Source organism: Flavobacterium sp. CFBP9031 (genome assembly GCF_034044945.1).
Classification (GTDB): Bacteria; Bacteroidota; Bacteroidia; order Flavobacteriales; family Flavobacteriaceae; genus Flavobacterium.
This window is the reverse complement of record NZ_JAXCWF010000001.1, coordinates 350383-373156: the sequence shown is the minus strand read 5'-3', so window position 1 is coordinate 373156 and position 22774 is coordinate 350383. Positions and strand designations below refer to the sequence as shown.

Sequence of the window (22774 nt, the reverse complement as noted above, 5' to 3'; positions counted from 1 at the left end):
AAAATATTTGTAAGATATGATGCACCTTTGAATTAAGGTATATTTAAAAATTTAATAAAGTAAAATTATGTATTTATCTGAATTAAGGCTTTGGAATTTTAGAAAATATGGTTCTGAAAACCCATTTGATTTGAATAAACCAAATTTAATTGTTTCATTTAATAAAGGTCTAAATGTTTTAATTGGGGAGAATGATTCAGGTAAAACGGCCATTATAGATGCAATTAAATTAGTTTTAAAAACTCATGCCTACGAATGGATTAAAGTTGAAGAATCTGATTTTTATAAAAATTCTGACAAATTAAGAATTGAACTAGAATTTAAAGGCTTAAAGCCAAACGAAGCTAAAAATTTTATTGAATGGCTTGGATGGGAAGGTATTGGTAAAGAGGCGGAACCTATTTTAAGATTGATTTATCAAGTTGAAATTAAAGACGATAGAATTCAAGTAACAGATGTTAAAGCTGGTATGGATGAAACAGGTTATCCGTTAAATGCAGAAGCAAGAGAATATTTGAAAACTACTTATTTAAAAGCGTTACGAGATGCGGATAATGATTTAACAGCTAAAAAAAACTCAAGATTATCTCAAATTCTTAGAGAACACGAATCTTTTAAAAAGAAATCTAAAAGTGATGTACATCCTTTTGAATCTGAATTTAAGGAATTGAATTTAAAAATTGAAAAATGGTTTAAAACTGATGGAAATGAGAAACTTAAAAAAATTATTGACGATTTTTTAGTTTCATTCACTCATAAAGATAAAACATCGCGTATATCACTTGGAGACAGTGATATTAAAAGTATTTTAGAAAAAGTTTCTCTAGGAATATTAAACCAACAAAATCTTGGTCTAGGAACAATGAATCGATTATATATGTCGGCTGAATTGCTACACTTAAAAAAAGATAATTGGAACGGTTTAAGATTGTGTATGATTGAAGAATTAGAAGCACATTTACATCCACAAGCACAAATGAAAATTATTGAAGCACTCCAACAAGAAACGGAAGTTCAATTCATATTATCTACTCATAGTCCAAATTTAGCTTCAAAAGTTAAGTTGCATAATTTAATATTTTGTAATAACAATCAAGCTTTACCTTTAGGAGAAGTACCTAATGAAGAAAACGAAAGAACTAAAAAAGATAAGTATACCAAATTGGAGAAAAATGATTATAAATTTTTAGAACGATTTCTAGATGTGACGAAAGCTAATTTGTTTTTTGCCAAAGGAGTCATCTTAGTTGAAGGTTGGTCAGAAGAAATAATTTTACCTGTTATTGCTAGAAGATTGGGATATGACTTGACAGAGAAGGAAATCTCGATTGTTAATGTTGGTTCTACAGCTTACTTAAAATTCGCAAGAATATTTTTAAGGCAAAATCCAATCGAAAAATTAAATATTCCTGTCGCAATAATAACGGATTTGGATAATAGGCCAGATAGTAAAGACAATTCATTTTGCGCAATTAAAAAAGAAGAAAAAGAAAAGAAAATAGCTGAATTAGCGGATAGTTTCAAAAATACAAATGTGTTATTATCCTCTACAAGTGATTGGACTTTAGAATGGTGTTTATATAAATCAGAAACACTTTCTAAATTTTTTAAAGAATCTGTTTCTGAGATTCATTCTGGTACAGATGAGTTTAAAGATGGAAAATTCGAAGAGACTAAGTTTATATCTAAATTAAGAAAGGATAAAGGACATAGTCCGATAGATAAGGTTGAAGTTGCTTCTTTGTTAGCAGAAAAAATCGAAAAAGATTTGTCGCTAACAAAAGAGAATTTATCTAAAGATAAAAAAATGGAGTATATTATTAATGCAATAAAACATGTTTGTAATGAAAGTTGAAATAAATGATATACATATTAGAGAAGCGGAACATATCTTTATTGATGGAAATGAATTTGATAAAAAAGAAAGGATTCCATTTATTAAAAATCTACAAACTAGTGATCTTTTAGCTGTTCCAGGCAGTGGGAAAACAACTGCTTTAATGGCAAAACTTTATTGTCTTTCTAAACAACTTCCATTTAATGATGGTTCAGGTATTTTAGTTTTGGCTCACACTAATTCAACCGTTAATGAAATTGAAAAAGAATTAAAAAAGCATTGTCCTAATTTATTTCAGTATCCAAATTTTATAGGAACTGTTCAAAGTTTTGTAAATAAATTTTTGGCTAACCCTGCAAATTTTTTAAAATATGATTCCTATATAGCTAAAAACGATGATGATATATATAAAAAAGAAGTTGCGGATTTTTTTAATTATAAACTTAAATGGAAGCAGAATGGAGATACTTTTCCAAAACTAAAGAATCTCTTGTATGGTAAAGCAAATCACAATAGGACAAATCTTTCTCCAAATGAGAAGAATGAAAATACTATTGATTTTATTTTTTATTTAAAATTCGATTTAATTAGTAGAAAAATATTGTATGGTGAAAAAAGCAAAACCCTATATAAATTTGACGGAACTGCAAAAGATCATTATTTAGAAATTGAAAATTGGAAAGAAAGTTTGTTTAGAAATGGAATTCTGTCATATAGAGATTCCTTTTCATTGGCAAATTGGTATTTACATAATTTTCCTAATGTTAGAGAACAACTTCAGCATCGTTTTAAATATGTTTTCATTGATGAAATGCAGGATTTAGAAGAATATCAAATAGATATAATTGATAATATTTTTTTTACTGAAAAATCTAAAACTATAATTCAAAGAATTGGTGATCCAAATCAGTCAATTTACAATAGAGTTAAAGATGAGTGTGATTGGAAGCCAAGAAACGCTAGCTATTTAAATGGTTCAAACCGCTTAAGTTCTAAAAATGCTGAATTAGTAAATTATTTTACTTTTAGAAATGAAGAAGAAAAATTCAATGTTGTGGGAGAAAGAAAGCTTTTACAAAATGAAAAAGAGATTAATCCTCACTTAGTTTTATTTACTAAAGAAACCAAAGAACGTTTAAAAATTAAGTTTGAAGAAATAATAAAAAGCCATAATCTCCATAACATTGAAGAAAAGAAAAAAGGGTTTAAAATTATTGGTTGGACAGGAGAAAGAACAAACGAGAGTGATGGTAATTTATGTCTTCATACAGTTTTTGGCTACAATAAATTGAGTAAATCAAAAAAAGAAGATTTTGATTCACTGAGTAAATATCTTCAACTTTTTGATCAAGAGAAAGAAACGTTAGAAGGAGTTAGAAAATCAATACTAAATGCTCTAATTACTATATTGAGATTTGAAGATAAAAAATTAGTAAAGATAATTAGAGGTAGAACCGTTGAGCGTTTTTATACAAAAAGTGATCTAATTGAATACATTAAAGCATGCTCTAATAATGGGATTTATGAAGATTTTAAAGCTAAATTATTTGATTGGTGTTTTGATTTAGTTTCTACAAAAAACTATAGGCTTGTTTTTAATTCGGTTAAAAAATTCATTGAAAATGAATTTAAGGAATGGTTTGATTTAGAATTAAATCGTAAAACGCAGTTTTTTATTTTTGAATTTAATGATGAAATGAGAATTAAGAATAAAAAAATAGTTGAAGATAATTTAGGAATTGAAGTGACAACAGTTCATGCTGTAAAAGGCCAAACACATTGCGCTACAATGTATGTCGAGACGGCATATAAAAAGCCTATTTATGAAACTTTAAAGTTAAAAGAGGCTAGTTTAAATACATCAATAAAAAAACAAAAGTTAAAAACAATTCCATTGTACAAGCAAAAACAAAGTTGTGAAACCCCGACTGGTATAGAAGCTTTAAAAATGATGTATGTAGGTTTTTCTCGCCCAACTCATTTGTTATGTTTTGCAGTATTAGAGGAAAATGTAAAAGACGATTTAGATAAGTATAGAAATTCTGATTGGATTATTAATTCTGATTTAGTAAAAAAATAAAACTATGATAACAAGAAAGCAAATTGAAGAGTTAAGATTTGTATATAAACAAAGACTTATCAGTGGACAACTAGAGTTTGTAAATGATGAAATAAAAACAATGATAACTTTATCATTAGAGGGAACTGTTGGTGTTATTTGTAGAAATTATAAAAAAAGTTGGGGGAATATTAATTCAATTAATGAGGTCGAAAAGATTATTGAAAGTATTAAAAATAAAATTTAAGAAAACAGGTATTACTCAAATTAAAAATTACATCCATCAACAATAATTTTATCTTTGCTTTCAATCTTTACATTTGGCATTAAAATTTAAAAAAAAAAATAAAAAGTAAGTCATTTCTTTCTTTTTGAAATAAAAGAATATCTTTGTAATGCAAAACAATCAAAGGAGTAATCCTTAAACTTTTTAAAAGTTAACATAAACGAATACCTCGTCACGGTGAAGGAACAGGAAACTGTCCTAAATCATTCCTTTGAATGTTTTGCACACCTAAAGCGAGGTATTCGCGCATCTAAAATTTTCTATTATGCAAAAAGAAAATCAAAAACCAACACATCGTGATGTAGTGCCATCCGTACTTAATTTCCTTTCAGACGAATTGTTTGAGGGAGATTACAAAGAACAGCCCCTGTATTTGCAGGAAATCTTCGAGCTTTTAATGCATACAGAGTTTGGCGACGATATCAATTTAAGGCAAAAAATCCTGAGCTGTTTAAGAACCAGCCGTAATCTGGCAGAAACGTTATCGCCATTTTCAGAGAAGCAGATTCAGAAGGCTTGTGTAAGCAATCGTAAATTATCCGAATAAAAACTTAAACCCTGCAAATATCAATTTGCAGGGTTTTATTTTACTTGTTTATAGAATATACGTTAGAAAATTTTCTTATACTTATTTGTTCTTAAAGACAGTTTTGATTCAAATATTTTTTTCTCAATTACTTTTCCTTTCTGATCAACTTTAAAGCATAAATAAATATATCCATTTCCTACAGTTGAATACGAAAAACTATTTATTTCGATAATTATACTTGTATAATTTAATCTCTTTGATGCTACAATCTTAGTCGGAATAAGATTTGCAGAATCTCCAATAGTAATATTTTTAACATCATGATTATTTATCTCTACTATTGGATTTTGCGAAAATTTTAATTTTTCAATTAGCTTTTTTGTTAGCGACTTTTTATTGCATTCTGAGGTAATTGTATTTTCAGTTTTTAGGATAAGATTGATTTCATTGTTATACAGATTTTCGTGAATATGATAAATACTTGAAGAATCGTTAATTGGTATTCTACAGGATTCTATCTCCTTTTGAATAAAGTTAAATGTATTATTCTGTGCAATTATCATGTTAAAAAAAAGGCAGAAAAAAAACGTTACTATTCTCATAATTTACCTTTTAAAACTTAAATGTGTTTGTTTATTGATTATTGCTATCTAATAATGTTCTTATAGAGTCAATATCTGTTCTTTTGAAATTAGAAAGAGGAAAGCTTGTGTCAGTATATTTTAATGTTTTTTTGTATTGTTTCCATCCCCAAGACTCAACATTTATACTATCAACATAAAATTCATTAGCCTTGAATGAAATATAGGTTTTGGTATAAAAACTATTGTTTCCTGTAATATCTTTGGAGATAACAAAACCATTTTTAGTAGTGATTATTTCTTCATAATAAGTAGGTGTATTACACTTCAAGGCATTTTTATAAGTTTTAAAAACTTTACTTTTTCCATGTGTTGTTTTACTGATTAAAAGTATTGTAAAATCAAACTCTGAATTATTAGGAAAACAATCGTCATTACTACTTTCATAATAAGGTTTTAAAACCACAATTGTGTCTATTGTTTTATTATCGTCAAAATCAAAAGGAATAGGTTGGTCTCTATAATAATTTGAGAATATAATTCCATATTTGTTTTTGTAACCCTTAACTTGATCCAAACATTTTTTTTCTAACAAATTATTTTTTGGACTAAATAAAGTGTCGCTTGATAAATCATTTGAATGTAAAATCACATTTTTTTCAATTTTATTGTTGCACGAAAAAAAAATAATAGATATAAATAATATTTCATAATTATTAAATTTTAAAAGTGGTCCAAAACATTGTTCCAGATTTGAATCCTGTTGATTTTAAACTTTCATGTACTGCACTATTATTTTGTGAATTTGTTCTTGCCCCTGAAAAAAAACCGCTGGCGCGAGCGTCTCGCTCGTTCATTTGCAAGATTTGTCTATAATTCTGTCATTCTTTGTGTTCACGAGCGGGACGCTCACACCAGCAGGGGGGAAATCCGTAATTGAATAAAATTTATTTAGATAGTTAGTTAACAATAATATTGTTTGCTTCTAGATTCATTAAAAAAAACAAAACCCTCAATCTTCTTTCAAAGACCAAGGGTTTTAATTTTTTCAAAAAGCACAAACCTTTACTCCAAATCCAGATAAGGATCTAAAATTTCGGCTAGTTCATTGAGCCAATAGAAGCTGTCTCCAAGTTTGGCAGCGTTTAACTGAATGTTTTCTTGATCGTTTAGAACGCCCAAAGCGAGGGTTAGATTTACCTGTCTTATGGCTCTCGCCATATCGAGTGGGTCAATTCTGTCGTTGAAGAAATTCATTAGACCGATTTCGGCTTCTTTTGAAAGGGTTTTGGTACTCATAACTCTGTAATTTAGGAAATATAAAACCCATGTAGCTAAGGTGTCCTACGCTTACAGAAGCGTTACGGTTGTTTCCAATGCCGCCACCATACCACATGGGCAAGAAGTTTTTTAAGTATCATAATTCTGTAATTTAGGAATCGCAAATATATTAAAAAAGAAGTTGGTTTAATAGTATGAAAAGTAGTATAATTCTTAAAATTATTTTTCTTCAGCTATGGTGTAGATTAAAATCTATAGCATGAAACTATCCGATAGCGCAGAATGCAAATCTGCACTATCGTTGCGTAAATTTAATCGAAAGGTAAGATTTTATTGAAATAAAAATTCAAAATCCAGCAGATTATCATCAAAATTACTGGGATTATAGTAAAAGTCTAATTCATATTTTAATGCAAGTTTCATCCTTAATATTTCAGGCTCCATATAAACTTCATATTCTATTTTAAAAAGTTGACCTTTATGTGTTTTTTCTAAAATTATAAGATTCCTACTTATCTTATCTGATACTTTTTCTAAGTCTTCTTCATTTTCTATCCAGCAGTTTGTTTTTAAGACTAGCTCATCATATTTAATAATAATTTTATCTCCATGCCGTTTAAAATAATCTAATTTTTTTTTCTGTTTTTTTATTAATTTAATGATTTGATATTTATCGATAAAATATGCCGCAAAAAGGATTAAAATTATAAATATTTCTAAGAACCAAGGTAAGCCTGATGATATTCTGGTATAGAGAAAAATTGTGGTCATACTATATAAGTTTATCCCGCTAAAATTTAAGTGGTTTGTTATTTATTAATTAATTAATTAATTAATCATGAATACTATATATGTAAATACTCTTCATTTATTTACAAGGACCACCTATTCCAGCTTTATTCCATATTTCTTCATCTAAAAAATCGCCATTTTTATTATATTTTCTAATTTCCGTAGTATTGGGAGTTTCAATTGTTATTTTTTTCTCACCATTTGCTGTGATTATTACTATTTCAATAGTGTCGCCGCAATAATAAACATCACTATCTGTAATTAGATTGTCTGTTGAATCGTATGTAGTAGCTTTATATATAAATCCATCTCTAACGAGGTATTTAGTTGTAAAAATTTTACCACGTTTTAAAAAATTTTCATCAAGTTTTCCATCAATTTTGCCAGCCTTATTTACTGAAAATTTTGTAAAAAAATTATCGTATTTAATTATATAATTCCCTTCTTTTAATATTGTGTCTCGGGCAAGATCATAGCGATTTTTATATTTAGTGGCTAGAACCGAAAATTTAAAAGTTACTGAATTAGGTCTCACCTGAAAATTCTCTTTATTTAGAGGTAAATAATCAATATTTTTTTCTTGAGAGAAAACGAACTGTTGTGTTAAAAACACAAAGGCAATAATAAATTTCATATTTGTTAGTCTTTAATTTATTTTGCAAAATAGGTTACTATAATTTTGCCGAATTGTTTTTTTTTAAATTCTGCTTTTTAGCGTGATAAACTTTGTAAAGTCTTTTACCAATTAATTTTTTTTGAAGTATAAAAATTCTCATCCTTACCTCTCATTGCCTTAAAATCAATTGAATCTTGAACTTTATTTAAACTATTTATTATATCCTTGTTTTCAATTCTAAATTTATCATACGTTACTAATTTTACTGTGTCACCAATTTTTAAATGATCAATTGACTTATTAATTTTGTACTTTTTAAGTAAATTATTAGCTTCAACTTTGGAAATTAGACGATTTCTTTCTTTAATAATTATATCGATAAACTCGTCCTTTGGAATTTCATCAAAATTTAAATTATAAATTAGTTTTAATTTGTTTTTTTTATTGCAAACCTGATAATCAGTAATGTCATCTAGAACAACTTTCCCATTTGCACGATAACGCCAAACTATGTAACCCACATTCGAAGAATTTATAATAATTCTAAATTCAGTAGGGATACTTAAAACTACGCTGTCTTTCATTGAAGGATTTTTCAAACTTGGTATAAGCGTTACCATTTCTTTTGAATCTATTTGTTTGATTACTATAGGTTCTTTAGTTTGACAAGAGACTAATAATGCCAAGAGAATTAAAAGTAAAAATCTATGTCTTGTTTTCATGGTTCTGTTTATTAGTTTATAAAAATAGTATCTACGTATGTTAAATATTTATGGGTGTTTTCATCTTCTTTTGTGTAATGCAATAAGGTGAATATAAATTTACTTTTGTCGTAATTACTTTCTATATAATGTTTCTCTTTTAAATTGGTCAACTCTTTTAAAGTTTTGATTTCACCCTTTAATAATTTATCTAATATTTTTTGGTCAATTTCTAAACACTTATAATCTCCATATCTATCTGTATTAAACATTTCAGAACGCGCTAACTCATAAATACCTCGAATTCCTATGTCTTTTGCTTTTTCAACATCATGTACTACTATATTATCCCAAACTTCTTCAATAGGTTTGCTAATGCTTGGATAAACCACCGCATTTAAAAAGTCCAAAGGAACAAACATCGTTGTGAGGGTTTCCATTTTTCCATCCATGCCGAATTTGACAGTATCTATACAGTTTATAATAAAGTTCAATTTTTCAGCATTTTTTAATAGTGCATTACGTACCCCAACCTGTTTAAAATAATCCAATTGGCTTATGCCCTTAGTAGTTATAAGTTTTCCTTCTTTTTTGTAACCAAAATTGGCTGCTTGGGTAATTTCATACAATTCACCGCCATTGTCAAATACAGGTTTAGTGTAAATTCTACGACTGTATTCTAACTTGCCCATATTATTTACAAGATGCCCTTTTTTAAGTTGTTTTATTGCAATAGAAAATCTAAGTTTATCACTATGCTTAACCATTTCCTCTCGTAATTCGAACATAGCATTGTTTTTTATATTCTCACAAATCTTGTCCATTACATTCTCAAGTTCTTTTGATGGCTCCTCGGTGGCTACTATTCCTACTGAGAATACTATTATCTCTCCATCTGCAGATCTGATTTCTGGAAAACCATAACCTTCATAAGCTGGCTTTATAAACAAAGTGGTTTTTGAAGGATATACATTAAGAATGTTTGTATTCGAAGTCCATGGTTTACCGTTATATTCCCAAGTCCAATAAAAGTCCAGACAGCCATTCTTAAAACTTCCAAGATCTGCCACAAGATCATCATACCATTTTGGGTTTAGAAATAATTTAATTGTCATTTTATGAGTGCCGTTTATTTCTCTTACTACAGCATTTCGATAGACTTTTTTACCATCAAATGTATCGTCATCTGATAAAAACCAATTTAGTATATCTCCAAAATCTTCATCCCAAAGCTTAAATGTTATATTTGTACCAATTGGTATATTATTGCTAACGGTTAATTGAAAGTAAACCGTTTCTCCAAGATTTGACATAGGCTTAGTGGCATCCTTTTCCAAGTTTCTCATTCCCTCATAATCTGAAGTCCAACAGCCTGAAAAAGCAACTTCAGGTTCTTCCTTAACTGGTCTAGGATCGGGGTCTCCATAAGTGTATTCAGGGGCGAAATACTCGATACGCCCGTTTGAGTTTATTTCTATTTCGTTGGCAAATTCTCTTGTTGTTCCTCTTACTATGTAAGTTGCATTACCGCCAACACGTCTTGTTTTGGTCATTTCTTGAATTTATTATATCCTATCAATTTAATTTTGTCTTGTATCTTCGGAACTATTATTTTTTATAGTTGTATCTGAATGAAATTCATGTCCATTTTCACTTTGATTAATGCTTTTTCCAGAAACTATATAATTTTTGTTCTTTTTGATATCTTCTTTAGGTTTTGAGATATTAACTTCTTTCCAAAATATAGTAAGGCCATATTGAGCTGTCGACTGTAATCTAATTTTGTTTTTATTTTTCATTCCTCCATAATTCCTTTGTTGGAGCGAGTACATAAACTTAGTGTTCACGAGCGGGACGCTCGCGCTAGCAAGGGAAAGCTTTTTGCGGTATTAAATTTTTAATATTTAAAATAATATGTTTCAATTCTCATTTATTTTATTATTAGTCCCAAATCTTCTAATTCTTTTTTACTAAACTAACTACATAAATAGCTCTGGATTATATTTTAAAAAATAATGAGTATTACGCATTAAGCCATAATACCAAGTATCTAAAATATCATAATAAATAGAGTCGTTTAAATAGTTTGTGAATAATTCATAAGATTTATCCTTTTCGGAATATTGAATGCTTGTTTTATATTTGTTAATTATAAATAATGTTGGGTGTTCTTTTGAACTTAAATTATCTTCGATAATTATTCTTACGGGAATTTTAAGATTATCATAGTACTTTGTGATTTTTTCTTTCGAAGTTAAATCGGCTATTTGTTTTTGTGGTTTATCGGAAGTTAATACTATTATACTTTTGTAAAATAAAGTGTCATTTCTAAAGAGATAAGTTATAATTCTATTATTCAAATTATTTTTGAGATAATCTTTCATTTCTTTTTTCTTAAGTGAATCTAGTTTAAAAAGACTTCCTAATTGACTTGGACATATTTCACCTTCTTCGTTTTTTTGGGGTTTAACATTAGAGTACATATCATATTTTACTTGAAATTTCGTGTCTGTAACTTTATTTCCATTATAGTCATAGAAAGTTGAATATGAGTATTTATAAAATCCATTTTCAGCTAATTCTTTTTGAGTTACAAGTTCATTTGTATAATGGTTGATTCTATCAATTTTCTGACATGAATTAAATAGTAGTAATGATATTAATAGTAATGATATTACTTTCATTTTGTAGTTATTTTTAATCCATAATCTTCTAATTCTTTCAAAATGTCTTTTTTTTCAAATCTTGGTTGCTGTTCTCCTTGTTGGGATGATATATAGCCATTATTATTTTTTCTTTTAAATTCTTGAATTGTAGTTGTTTCATCCAAATAAACTGGTCCTTTTATAGGATAAGTATATTCTGCAAGACTGAATCTAGGCTCTACACTTAAAGCCATTCCTAAAATTTTCATTGCCGTATCTGCAATTACTGGTGCTTTACCTGGTATAAAACCAACAGCAGATGAGGTTATTCCTAACAAGTTTAAAGTTTTGTTTAGCTCATCACGGTTTTCTGCAACCTTAAGATTCGTATAATTAACATCGGTTCTACGGTTGCAAAGTGATGCCTGTTTAATATATTCATGGAATTTTTTTAAGACATAAATTTTCCCGCTTCTAAAGGTCACAGTTTTATTTTCTAAAATATTCTTGTGCAATTCTTTTGCATCTATACAGGCTTCTTTTTCTTTTTTTATTTTATATGAAGTATCAAGAAGATGTCTCTTTTCGGAGTAATCATAAATCAGTTTAAATTCTGTCAATACTTTTTCCCCATTTACTATTTTACCTTTATTATCCATATAAATAGTTAAAGCGCTTAAATAACATTTTCTGGGAACTTTATCTATATCGATATTTTTTGCCGAATCTGTAAAACATTTATTTAACTCTAATGACGTTAATGCTGTAATACAGTGTACTAAGTTAATATCACCACTTTTAAAAGCCATATTTATACTTTGTGTGTAGTACGCTCGTGACAAGTCTCTAAATTGATATTCTTCCCAAGGTTCTGGTACTTCGTCTGGTTCGTAATTGCCTAAACTAATTGATGTTCCCATTTTTTATAATTTTTTGTGTGCTGTTTAATTCAATATTTCCATATGTCGCAACTAATTTTATAGTGCCACTAGTTTTTTCTATTTCTTTTGCCATTACAACATGCCTTTTGTTTACTTTCAAAATGCTGTTTTTTGCATTTTTTATAATAGCCATGATTTTTAAAATTTAATTAAAATTGCTGTTTTCTCCACTATTGGCATGAATTGTTTTTGAAGCTTTTAATGTCATATCTCCATTTGTGGCATTTATATTTATCTTCTCTGCCATTTCAATATGTTCAGATGAATTAGTAGTTGTTTTTTGGTCAATAAGTTCAATTTTTTCATCACCTTTTTCTATAATATTTCCCTCTGCTTTTATAAAAATATCATTTCCTGCTTCTTGCGTCATATTGTTTCCTGCACTCATATCAATATCAGTTCCTGCTTTTACTGTTATGCTCTCGCTAGCCTCAAAAACAATATTTTTAGCACGAATTGTTATTGTTTCAGGAGAAGTCACATTAATGCTTTTTGTTTCTTCATTCATATGAAATTCATTCCCGCTTGGATCAGAAAGCCAGATGCCTACTTTTTCAATAAACTTGAAAAGCTGTCCAAAAGGGAGTTTCCAGCCTTTAATTCGGTTTTTTGAATCAAAGAAATCGGGCATTTCTTTTCCGTTATAAAAGGTGCCAGAAACAAAGGGGCGTTCTGCATTGTTGCCTTCAAAACTTACCTGAACTTCTTCACCAATTTCAGGCCTGAAATAAAGCCCTTTTCCAGAACCAGAGTAAGGCTGAACCACACGCATCCAATCGCTTTTGCTTGTCCAGCCATTCCAGAAAAAATCCACTTTTATGCGTCCCATTTTTTCAGGGTCGTTATTGTCAATTACTATTGCGGGCTGGCTTTCGGCGGTAGCAAATACATTTACGTCTGTGTAGTGCGGCGCTGCCACATCGGAGGGAATTGCTTTGAATTGGCAGGTGTAATTTCCGTTTACTTCAGAGCGGTGCGTAATTTCAACAGCCAGCAGGTGGTGCTCTACGTTCTTGTTTTCGATGAAAAAAGTCTGTCCCAAACCTATAGGCAGATAGGAGGTGCCGCTGTAAAATATGCTGTTGGCATCGCATGCAGCGGTCTGCATTTTCACCATTTCGTCAATTTCCTCTTTATTTTGGGCGTTGCTGGTATACGCGCCGTTTTCAAGTCCGGGTCTTACAATGTAAGGCTGCTTAAAGACGGCAAGCGATGCAAATCGGTCTTGGCTTCCTTCGGAGGTTTTTTCTGCACCATTTTTTATGCGTGAAGCGCTATTGTAGTCATAGCTGCTGAACGAGGTTTTATGCGAAACCAGATTGGCCTCGATACTAAAGTTATGCAGCGATGATTCGTTTATAAGCTTAATATCTGTGTTTTTAATCTGGCCAAACTGCATGCGCATTCCGTCAAAATAAAACCATTGGGCATAGCGTGCAGAAAGGCGTTTAAGAAAATCAAAGCTTGTTTCATTGTACTGAGTCTTAAAGCTGAATTCTTTTGTATAAGTAGGCACAATGGCTTCTCTCTGATAAAATTCTCCCGAGTTTTCTTCAGCAAAAATTTCGAGCCCAATCTGCTGGAGGCTTTTCTCGCGAAAGATTCTAGATTTTGGCATATCATCGAGAGCAACGGTATGGCTTGTTCCTGTTACGTGCAGTCCGGCGGGGCTTCCGTGCAGATCGATAGAACCTAATTTTGTAATTCTTCCTTTAGACATCAATCGGATGCCTTTTACTGTAAAGGTAAAAATGACCTCGCTGCCAATGTAATTGCCAAAAGCTTTTTCCTGATCCTGCGGGGCAATAATAGGTTTTCCTGTGTATTGCCAAAAGAAAGAAAAATGATGGTGGTCTGCCATTTTTTGGGAAAGCTCAAGATTGTAATAAATCACATTTTGGGTAAAGCCTTCTATGGTGATATTTACCTGTTCGGAGAATTTTGACATTTTTTAGAAATTTAAATAGTGTAGTGATTGGTTAAATTGAAATCTATTTTTTAAAGAACTTGGCATTGCCGAAAACCGATTCTTTGGCGGTCAGTTCTATGGATAAGAGCATTAGAATTTGCTCATGCTGTTACATTCTTCTTCGTTGATTTATAGTTTGCTAGAAAGCTCATGCTGTTAATTTTAAGGTTAATGAGATGCAATAGTTTTGTGATCCTTTATTCTGATATAGAGAAGGATAGGGGGATTTCTAGATGTAATTGGGTTTACTGCTGGTATATTCGCAGTACTTTTAGTGTGGTATTTGGTAAATATATAGTGAAGGGATAAATAAAGAATGCCTCTAAAAGACAAAAGAATAGCAGAATAAGGTTTTTGTTATGTGATTTAAGGTCAAAACGCTACAAATAAAAACCCAAACCCTGCCAATACCAATTGGCAGGGTATTTTTTTACAATCAAATAGTACTTTTAATTCCTAGATTTTTTAACATTTAAAAGACATTATTTTAAGGCCAAATCACTCTAAAATTCTTACATTACCCTTTCAAAATAAAAGCCGATAAAGATGAATATAAGCATCTCAGTTAAACAATTAGGAAAAAAACATCCGCTACTTCAGGAAAAGAATATAGATCTAGCAGTAGAAAATCCTATCATTACTACACTAAAACTCATAGAATCGATTGTTGACCATCAGGTACAATTGTTCCGTTCTTCATCCTTTGAGTTTGAAGACGAAGACAAAATCCATCTTCCCAAAGAAAATTATTTACCCATTCTTACCGATACCGGAAAAGTAGGTTTTGGCGCGCTGTACAATCACAATCAAGTAGATTTGGCCAAAGCGCAGGAAAATGCCATTGTAGCTTTCGAAGACGGTTTGTATGCTATTTTCTACGGAGACGATCAGCTGGAAATGTTAACCGAACAAATCGATTTATCTCAAAACAAATCCATCACTTTTATCAGGCTTACGTTCTTGGCGGGAAGCTATTGGTAGTTAAATTCCAAAAAGTAAATCCCAAATTCCAAAAGCGAATTCCAAATTCAAAAAAAAAAATAAACCCCAAATTCCAAAATTGTTTGGGGAAATCCTTCTACTTCGCTCAGGAAGACAAAGTGAAGTAATCTAAAATCAGAAATCTAAAATAAACAATATGACAATTGAAGATTTATTAAAAAGTAAAGTAATTGAAAATCCAATTAAGAGATTTAAAAAAGAATTGGAAGAAATTGTAAACAGCAATCTGGTTACAAAATTATTTTCTAAAACAAAACTAAAAAAAGAAGTGGCGGAGTTTGGTCTAGAACTCGTAAAACTTCAGGACAATTATTACAGCAATTATATTTCGCTGGGTTCTACAGAAGCCGAAAAGTTTGCGACTTTGGTAAAAGAGGATATATGGGAAGATCAAAATTACTACGATCTTTTGCTTTACTTTTTTGGCGAAGAAAATGCCGCATACGTCAAAGAAGCTTGGAGCAGATTGCCTCAAAAAATGTATCAGACGGGTTATACGCGAAGAGCATTTAGAGCACCAAATCATAAAAGTTATTTGCTGGTAAGTCAGATTAATTTTCTGCGTTCTTTACTAAACGGACCTTACAAATACAATTATCAGGACAGCACCACTTTTTATTATGATTTGAGTATTGAAGATGAAATTCGTTACGATACCGAGATTTCAAATACCATTACTAAATTCATAGTTTGGTCTGCTGCATTGGATTCTGGTAAGGAAGGACTTTTCCAATTATTTGAAGACATTATTTTCAATAAAGATGCACACGGAAAAGTGTCTAGAAATATCATCAAAGCCCTTTTAAACAGCGAAAAGCAGGGAAACTGGGAGTTGGTAGAAAAACTGCTTTTGGCGGCTCAACGTCAGGAAGGTTTGCGCCAGACGATTCTGGAAGCTTTAGACGAAACAAGCATTGGCGCTTTGCAATACATGATTAAAGTGCTTATTGATAATAAACTGACTCGTTTTTCATCGGTTGTAAGAGCGATTGATACGTGGACAGGTTTGGGTTGGGATTCTGAAAAAGAAACTACAGTTCGAAATATTATCGAGTTGGCTTCGGGTTATTTTTCAAAACCAGAAACGATTGCGACTGGCGTAAAAAGCAAAAATAATAACGAAGTCTATATGGCGCTTTGGGTTCAAGGTGTTTTGGATGTCGAGAAAACAGTTCCGTATCTGCACGAATTATTAGAAAAAGGTTCGGTCGAAAAGAAATCGCTGGCATTGAAATTTGCGGGAGAAACCAACGATCCTTATATCGAAATGCCTCTTTATTTTAAAGCGTTAGAAGATGAGAATCTGCAGGTTTTAGCGTTTGCCGTTCCGAGAATGAATGCTTTGTTGGAAGCCAATACAAAGTCGAAGTTTTATATCGAAAATGCAGATTATCCGAACTTCTTTGATAAAGTTTACAATCTTGCACAAAGCATTGCCGAAAAAGAAAAAACTTTTGAAGGAAAAGTATTTTCGTGGTTAAATGTAAAATTCGAAAGAGATACGCTTTATGCCGCAGCGATTAATTTGGTGGGCGATAATACCGAAAGATTAGAAGCGGTTTTGCAACATTTTGAAGGCTTCTCGATCAATTTAAGAGAGAAACTGACCAGAAATTTATTGGGAAGTTTTTACAGCTATTCGTATTACAGCAATCAAAACAATTCAACCAAAACAGAACCGACTGAATTTCAAAGAAATTTTGCTTTGCGAATTTTAAAAGACAGAGGAGAATCTCTTGTGGCTTCTGCGGTTAATGTTTTAAAAGATTTGAGTTTAACCGAAGAGGAATTGGCTGTTTTTCAGGAATTATTTAAACGTAAAAATTCTAATTTAAAAAAGAATCTAACAGCGATTCTGATTAAACAAGAAGATCAGAAAGTAGTCAAATTTGTTGATCAGACCGTAGAAAAAGGCGATTTGGAACAGCGTATGTCTATGTTGGACGTAATGCTGCAGCTTCAGAAAAACAATAAACTGACGGATAAGGTTAACGATTGGGTAAAAGATTATCTGCAAAGGCCAAAAATTACAGAGAAAGAAACCAAATTTATTGAGCAGTTAGAACCTTCAAAAAAGAAAGATCTTTTAAGCGCAGAAAACGGTTACGGATTTTTTACGCCAAACGAAATTTCAGTTTACGAATTGCCAAAACCAAAAGCAGATTCTGTGTATGCAAAAGCGGTAAAAGAACATCAGTACGGTTTCTCCAAATCGATGTCGCATATTAAAGACGAAATAGCGAAGCTTTATAAATTGTTTGAAGAAAACAGAAATTTTGAATACGAAATTGAAAACTACGATAATAGCAAATCGACTGTTTTATTGGGGAATTCTTTTAGACCATTAAAAAATATAAAAGAAGATAAGAATTCAGAATTGGCTGCAACCAATTATCCGTTGTATGAAGTTTGGGAAGAATGGTTGAAAAATTCAGGTTTAGTAGAACGTGATTTGTTTTTGCTAACGTTTGTAAGCAATTGCGATCGAAAAATCTGGAGAGATTTTCTAGAAAAGCATGTTTTTTATTATAAAGAATTACTGCCGCACCCAAACAAAAGAGGTTACGATTGGGATAATGCGATTCTGAATATTCTGAATGCGTTGCAAGTAAAATATGCTTTTGAAGAAAAAGTAGATTTCTTAATTGACGCTAGTAGCGCTTTGTATGCAGATCTTCCAGAATCTGTAAAAGAGTTTGAATACGTGCCAGGTAAAAATGAATATTATTACAATAACAACAACGGAAACGGTTGGCAAAGCCAGAACTTTTTTGATGTTTATCTAAACAGAATCGACTTAAGAAATGTAACTACAGAACAAGAAATTAAGATATGGAATCTGTACAGATGGAGACAGTTAAACGGACTGGAAAAAAATATTTCGCACTGTAAACCTTTTGTTCAGTTATATAGTGCTGCATTTGAACAAAAGTTAATTACCGAAGGTGAATTGTACGAAGGTATTTTGGAACCAGAAAGAATTTCATTTTTAACGGGCGGAACCAGAAATTATAGAAATCAAGGAAGCGAAGACTTATTGGTTAGATTTCCGTTCCTAGTTTCGATGATAGATAAAATTCGCGAAACATTTTTGGATGTTGAGGTTAAGAGAGGAGATTCTAATACTTCGGTAACGCATTTGGTACAGAGTTTCCAGAAGATTTTTGGTGCCAACCGTTTGGTCGAATTGATTACAGCGCTTGGTAAAGCAAGTTTATACAAAGGGTATATTTATTCTTGGAGTTATACCGATTTAACGAAACAGAAATTATTTAGCTTCTTACTGAAAAGATGTTATCCGCTAGAGACAGATACACAAGAAAGCTTTAATGCTTTAATTAAAAAAGCTAAAATCTCTGAAGAAAGACTGATTCAGACTGCTATTTATGCGCCTCAATGGCAAAAGTTTATTAGCAGTTATTTAGATTGGAATGGTCTGGACGAAGGAATCTGGTGGTTTCATGCGCATACCAAAACAGCATCTTACAGTGCTACAAATTCGGAATTAGAAAGTGAAGCGGCGAGATTTTCGACTTTAGATTTGCAAGATTTTAAAGATGGTGCCGTAGATAAAGATTGGTTTACATCGGCTTACAAAAAACTTGGAAAAGCAAAATGGGAAATGCTGTACGAATCGGCTAAATATGTAACAGACGGAAACGGCCACCGTCGTGCGCGTTTATATGCAGACACGATTACAGGCGATTTGAAAATTAGGGAAGTTACAGCCAAAGTAAAAGACAAACGTGATCAGGATTATTTGCGCGTTTACGGATTGGTGCCTTTAAGTAAAGCAAGTCCAGAAAAAGATATTTTGGCGCGTTACGAATATTTGCAGCAGTTTAAAAAAGAAAGTAAAGAATTTGGTTCGATGAAACAGGCGAGCGAAGCTTTGGCGATTCGTGTGGCATTGGAAAACTTAGCCAGAAATGCAGGTTATCCAGATCCAGTTCGTTTGACTTGGGCAATGGAAACCAAGCAAGTTCAAAATATATTATCAAAAGAAACCGAAGTGGTTTTAGATGATGTAACCATAAGTTTGGTCATTAATAATGAAGGAAAAGCCGATTTGGTTACCTATAAAGCAGGAAAAGAATTAAAATCGATTCCGCCGAAATACAAAAAAGACAAAGGAATTCTAGAACTGACGAATTACAGAAAAACGATGCGCGAGCAATGGACACGTTCGAGAAAAGGTTTGGAAGAAAGTATGATTCGCGGAGACGAGTTTTTATTCGCAGAAATGCAAAACCTTTTTGAGCATCCCATTATTTCACAACATCTAGAGAAATTGGTTTTTATTTCTAATGACAATCAGATTGGTTTTTATGTTGATGGAAGTTTAGTGACCGGTTTAGGAGAAATAATTTCGTTGAATCAAAGTCAGACTTTCAGAATTGCACACTGTTTCGATTTGCATAAAAATAATGTTTGGGTAGATTATCAGAAATATTGTTTTGACAATAAATTGCAACAGCCATTTAAGCAAGTTTTTAGAGAATTGTATGTTCCAACGCCAGATGAATTAAAAGAGAAATCGGTTTCAAGACGTTATGCAGGGCATCAAGTACAGCCGAATCAAACTTTGGCTTTATTGAAAACAAGAGGCTGGAAAGTAGATTATGAGGAAGGATTGCAGAAAGTTTTCCATAAAGAAGGCTATCAGGTAAAAATGTATGCAATGGCAGATTGGTTTTCGCCAGCAGATGTAGAAAGTCCGACTTTAGAAACTATCGAATTTCATTCTTTAAAAGATTATAAAAACATTGCTTTTGAAGATATCAATCCGAGAATTTTCTCAGAAGTAATGCGCGACATTGATTTAGTGGTAAGCGTTGCCCATGTTGGCGGAGTTGATCCTGAAGCGAGTCATTCTTCTATAGAAATGAGAGCAGTATTGTTAAGAGAAACACTTCGTTTATTTAAAATTAAAAATGTTGAAATTACCGGAAACCATGCCATCATAAAAGGACAATTGGCAGAATACAGCGTACATTTAGGAAGCGCGATTGTACATCAGGTTCCGGGTAAATATTTATCGATATTGCCAATTCATTCGCAACACAGAGGACGTTTGTTCCTTCCATTTGCAGACGACGATCCGAAATCGGCTGAGGTTATGTCTAAAGTTTTATTGTTTGCGAAAGACAATGAAATTCAGGATCCAACTATTTTAAGTCAGATTGATAAGACGTATGCTTAAATTAAAAATAGAAAAGGCTGTTCAATAGTAGAACAGCCTTTTTTAAATTCTAATTTTTTTTAAGATAAAAGATAAAAAGGCGAAGTAGTTGTAGTTGGTAACAAAAAAAGAACGTTACTTTATCAAAGCTTTAACTTCAATAAAAAATGACAAATCTAAAAAACCGGGGAAAAGAAGCCAGCGATGATGCGCTCTTCGGAACTTTAAAAATGCAACAGAGACTAAAAGAAGCTGTTGCAGATATGCACTACTTTCTTAGCAGAGGTTATGGCGAAAAAGCAACATTGGTTTTGGTTGGAAATCGCTACCGTTTAAATGCGCGTCAGCAACAAGCTGTTCGTGGAATGAGTGCTTCTCAAAGTCAGATTGTAGACCGAAAATCAAAGGAAATTCAAAATAAGGATCTAGAAGGGAAAGAAATTGTTATTGATGGTTTTAATGTGTTAATTTTGCTGGAAAGCATCTTATCAAAAGCCTATGTTTTTACAGGATTAGATGGTTATATAAGAGATTTGTCAAGTGTTTATGGAACTTATAGAAAGGTAAATCAAACTTCGCAGGCTATTGACATAATAGTGGATTTTTTTAGAAACGAAAAAATAAAAAAGGCGCATTGGTTGTTTGATAAGCCCGTTTCTAATAGCGGAAAATTAAAACAGATAATTGAAGAAATCGCTTTGAAAAATTGTTTAGATTGGAAAGTCGAACTAGTCAATAATCCTGATAAAGTTATGTCAGAAAGTAATCAAATTGCGATAACATCTGACGCGTGGATTTTAGATCATGCTTTGGCAAATTTTAATTTGATGAAATATGTTTTGACTCATCTCAATATAACTGAAACTATAATTTGTAGTGAATAAATAAAAAAAGAATGTTTTTTTTAATGAGGCCAAAGCTGTAATTCTTTAAAAAATAATGAAAGAAAACAATAACAACAATACCTATATTTTTGATGATGAAGAATGGAAAAGCTGTATAAAGGTTTTACAGGCTTTAAAAGACAATCCGTTGGAGAATCCTGACAACGATTTATTTGCGGGTTTGATTACCAAAATTCATAAAAATGCAAAAAAAAATATCCGAAGCGTCAGTTATACTTCAAAAAAGCAGCAGGATTTTCAGGTTAGTATAAACGCGACTATAGTATCAAAAGCTTTAAAAGGAGAAACATTATTTTCAGAAAAAGAAAATCCAGAAGAACAACAATTTACCGAATTAAATCTGCCTAAAAATTGTTACGCCTGTAATCGATCTTATAAGTTGGCCCATAGTTTCTACACAAGACTTTGTCCAGAATGTGCAGAAGAAAACTATGAAAAACGTTTTCAGAATATAGATCTAAAAGGAAGAAACGTAATTTTAACTGGCGGACGAGTAAAGGTAGGTTTTGCAACAGCTTTAAAATTATTGCGAAGTAATGCCAATGTTGTACTTACAACCCGTTTTCCTGCGCTTGCGTTAGAACAGTTCAAACTTGAAGAAGATTTTGATCAATGGGGAGAAAATCTGATTATCTATGGTCTGGATTTACGAAATCTAAATGCTATTAATGAATTTGTATCGTTTTATAAATCCAAATTTGAGAGTCTGGATATTTTAATAAATAATGCGGCTCAAACTATAAAATATCCAGATGAATATTATGTTCCATTAATTAGAAAAGAAGAAAACCTGCTTGGAGAATTTTCGGTAAATGTCCATCTGATTGCCAATAAAACTCAAGTAACATCAGAAGTAAAAGCTTTAGAGTATGGTTTTGAAGAACAAACTGAAATCGCAATTTCGCGTTTTGGACAACCTGTTGATAATCGGGATAAAACCAGTTGGAATTCTACTTTGGAAGAAATTAGCATGTATGAGCTTGTTGAGGTTAATCTGATCAATCAAATTGCGCCTTATTTCCTGATAAAAGAACTTAAACCATTATTTTTAAACTCAGCATTCGATGAACGTTTTATTATAAATGTGACATCTTCTGAAGGAATATTTAGTTATACTAATAAAACGATTTTTCACCCTCATACTAATATGACAAAAGCAGCACTGAATATGATGACACTTACTTCTGCAAAAGAATTTGCAGAAGATGCCATCTTTATGACCAGTGTAGATGTTGGCTGGATTTCGACCGGAGCAAAAGAAAGTCTGCGAAAAAAGCAGTTTGAAGAAGGATATATTCCGCCGCTAGATTCTGTAGATGGAGCCAGCAGAATTTTTGATCCAATCGTGCAGGGTATTAAAGGAAAAAGTATATTTGGGGTCTTGTTGAAAAACTACAAAGTTTCCAATTGGTAAAAGTTAGGATAGTAGTTTAATTGGAAAAATATTC

General features: G+C 31.4%; 20 protein-coding genes. 8 read left to right on the top strand and 12 right to left on the bottom strand.

The genetic code is table 11. The features are described from left to right. Window positions 1-67: 67 nt before the first annotated feature. The 4 genes from SOM12_RS01625 to SOM12_RS01610 all read left to right on the top strand — a co-directional run bounded on the left by SOM12_RS01625 (window position 68) and on the right by SOM12_RS01610 (window position 4729). Window positions 68-1855 carry an ATP-dependent nuclease gene (locus SOM12_RS01625; RefSeq protein ID WP_095928904.1) on the top strand — a complete coding sequence of 596 codons (1788 nt, stop codon included), beginning with the start codon at window positions 68-70 and terminating at the stop codon, window positions 1853-1855. Continuing rightward, window positions 1845-3917 (top strand): UvrD-helicase domain-containing protein, encoded by a 2073-nt coding sequence (locus SOM12_RS01620; protein ID WP_172426865.1) that lies wholly within the window; start codon window positions 1845-1847, stop codon window positions 3915-3917. The genes SOM12_RS01625 and SOM12_RS01620 overlap by 11 nt, the downstream gene beginning before the upstream one ends. Before the next feature lie 4 nt (window positions 3918-3921). Then, window positions 3922-4143, top strand: a complete 222-nt coding sequence (locus tag SOM12_RS01615) for a hypothetical protein (RefSeq protein WP_095928902.1) — start codon at window positions 3922-3924, stop codon at window positions 4141-4143. A gap of 304 nt (window positions 4144-4447) precedes the next feature. Then, window positions 4448-4729, top strand: coding sequence for a hypothetical protein (locus tag SOM12_RS01610; protein ID WP_320492161.1), 282 nt, complete (start codon window positions 4448-4450; stop codon window positions 4727-4729). Window positions 4730-4791: 62 nt separating this feature from the next. Here the strand turns inward: SOM12_RS01610 and SOM12_RS01605 are convergent, their stop codons facing one another. From SOM12_RS01605 to SOM12_RS01550, 12 genes are all read right to left on the bottom strand, one after another. Beyond that, window positions 4792-5274, bottom strand: a complete 483-nt coding sequence (locus SOM12_RS01605; protein WP_320492160.1) for a hypothetical protein — start codon at window positions 5272-5274, stop codon at window positions 4792-4794. A gap of 70 nt (window positions 5275-5344) precedes the next feature. After that, window positions 5345-5869, bottom strand: a complete 525-nt coding sequence (locus tag SOM12_RS01600; protein WP_320492159.1) for a hypothetical protein — start codon at window positions 5867-5869, stop codon at window positions 5345-5347. 488 nt (window positions 5870-6357) lie between these two features. Continuing rightward, entirely contained in the window at window positions 6358-6591 is a 234-nt protein-coding gene (locus tag SOM12_RS01595; protein ID WP_095931884.1) for a hypothetical protein, read from the bottom strand. Between the two features lie 312 nt (window positions 6592-6903). Then, window positions 6904-7344, bottom strand: coding sequence for a hypothetical protein (locus SOM12_RS01590; RefSeq protein ID WP_320492158.1), 441 nt, complete (start codon window positions 7342-7344; stop codon window positions 6904-6906). A 97-nt stretch (window positions 7345-7441) separates the two neighbouring features. Then, complete coding sequence (locus tag SOM12_RS01585; protein ID WP_320492157.1) at window positions 7442-7999, bottom strand: hypothetical protein; 558 nt, start codon at window positions 7997-7999, stop codon at window positions 7442-7444. A gap of 104 nt (window positions 8000-8103) precedes the next feature. Continuing rightward, a complete protein-coding gene (locus SOM12_RS01580; RefSeq protein WP_320492156.1) occupies window positions 8104-8703 on the bottom strand; it encodes a hypothetical protein in 600 nt (199 codons plus the stop codon). An 11-nt stretch (window positions 8704-8714) separates the two neighbouring features. Then, complete coding sequence (locus tag SOM12_RS01575) at window positions 8715-10235, bottom strand: hypothetical protein (RefSeq protein ID WP_320492155.1); 1521 nt, start codon at window positions 10233-10235, stop codon at window positions 8715-8717. A gap of 27 nt (window positions 10236-10262) precedes the next feature. After that, window positions 10263-10481, bottom strand: coding sequence for a hypothetical protein (locus SOM12_RS01570; protein WP_320492154.1), 219 nt, complete (start codon window positions 10479-10481; stop codon window positions 10263-10265). Window positions 10482-10661: 180 nt separating this feature from the next. Continuing rightward, window positions 10662-11366: a hypothetical protein gene (locus tag SOM12_RS01565; RefSeq protein WP_320492153.1), complete on the bottom strand. Its 705-nt coding sequence runs from the start codon at window positions 11364-11366 to the stop codon at window positions 10662-10664. Further along, window positions 11363-12247 carry a hypothetical protein gene (locus tag SOM12_RS01560; RefSeq protein WP_320492152.1) on the bottom strand — a complete coding sequence of 295 codons (885 nt, stop codon included), beginning with the start codon at window positions 12245-12247 and terminating at the stop codon, window positions 11363-11365. Before SOM12_RS01560 ends, SOM12_RS01565 begins: the two co-directional genes overlap by 4 nt. Then, on the bottom strand, window positions 12231-12401 hold the full coding sequence (locus SOM12_RS01555) for a hypothetical protein (RefSeq protein WP_320492151.1): 171 nt from the start codon (window positions 12399-12401) through the stop codon (window positions 12231-12233). The genes SOM12_RS01560 and SOM12_RS01555 overlap by 17 nt, the downstream gene beginning before the upstream one ends. A gap of 12 nt (window positions 12402-12413) precedes the next feature. Next, a complete protein-coding gene (locus SOM12_RS01550; RefSeq protein ID WP_320492150.1) occupies window positions 12414-14216 on the bottom strand; it encodes a type VI secretion system Vgr family protein in 1803 nt (600 codons plus the stop codon). Between the two features lie 567 nt (window positions 14217-14783). On the opposite strand from SOM12_RS01550, the gene SOM12_RS01545 reads away from it, so the two are divergent. The 4 genes from SOM12_RS01545 (at window position 14784) to SOM12_RS01530 (ending at window position 22740) form a co-directional block, all read left to right on the top strand. Continuing rightward, on the top strand, window positions 14784-15218 hold the full coding sequence (locus SOM12_RS01545) for a hypothetical protein (RefSeq protein WP_320492149.1): 435 nt from the start codon (window positions 14784-14786) through the stop codon (window positions 15216-15218). A 157-nt stretch (window positions 15219-15375) separates the two neighbouring features. After that, window positions 15376-20442 (top strand): DUF4132 domain-containing protein, encoded by a 5067-nt coding sequence (locus SOM12_RS01540; protein ID WP_320492148.1) that lies wholly within the window; start codon window positions 15376-15378, stop codon window positions 20440-20442. 146 nt (window positions 20443-20588) lie between these two features. Continuing rightward, window positions 20589-21305 carry a DUF434 domain-containing protein gene (locus tag SOM12_RS01535; RefSeq protein WP_320492147.1) on the top strand — a complete coding sequence of 239 codons (717 nt, stop codon included), beginning with the start codon at window positions 20589-20591 and terminating at the stop codon, window positions 21303-21305. Window positions 21306-21360: 55 nt separating this feature from the next. Further along, the gene (locus SOM12_RS01530; RefSeq protein ID WP_320492146.1) at window positions 21361-22740 is read left to right on the top strand and encodes an SDR family oxidoreductase; all 1380 of its coding nucleotides are present in this window, start codon (window positions 21361-21363) and stop codon (window positions 22738-22740) included. Window positions 22741-22774 lie beyond the last annotated feature (34 nt).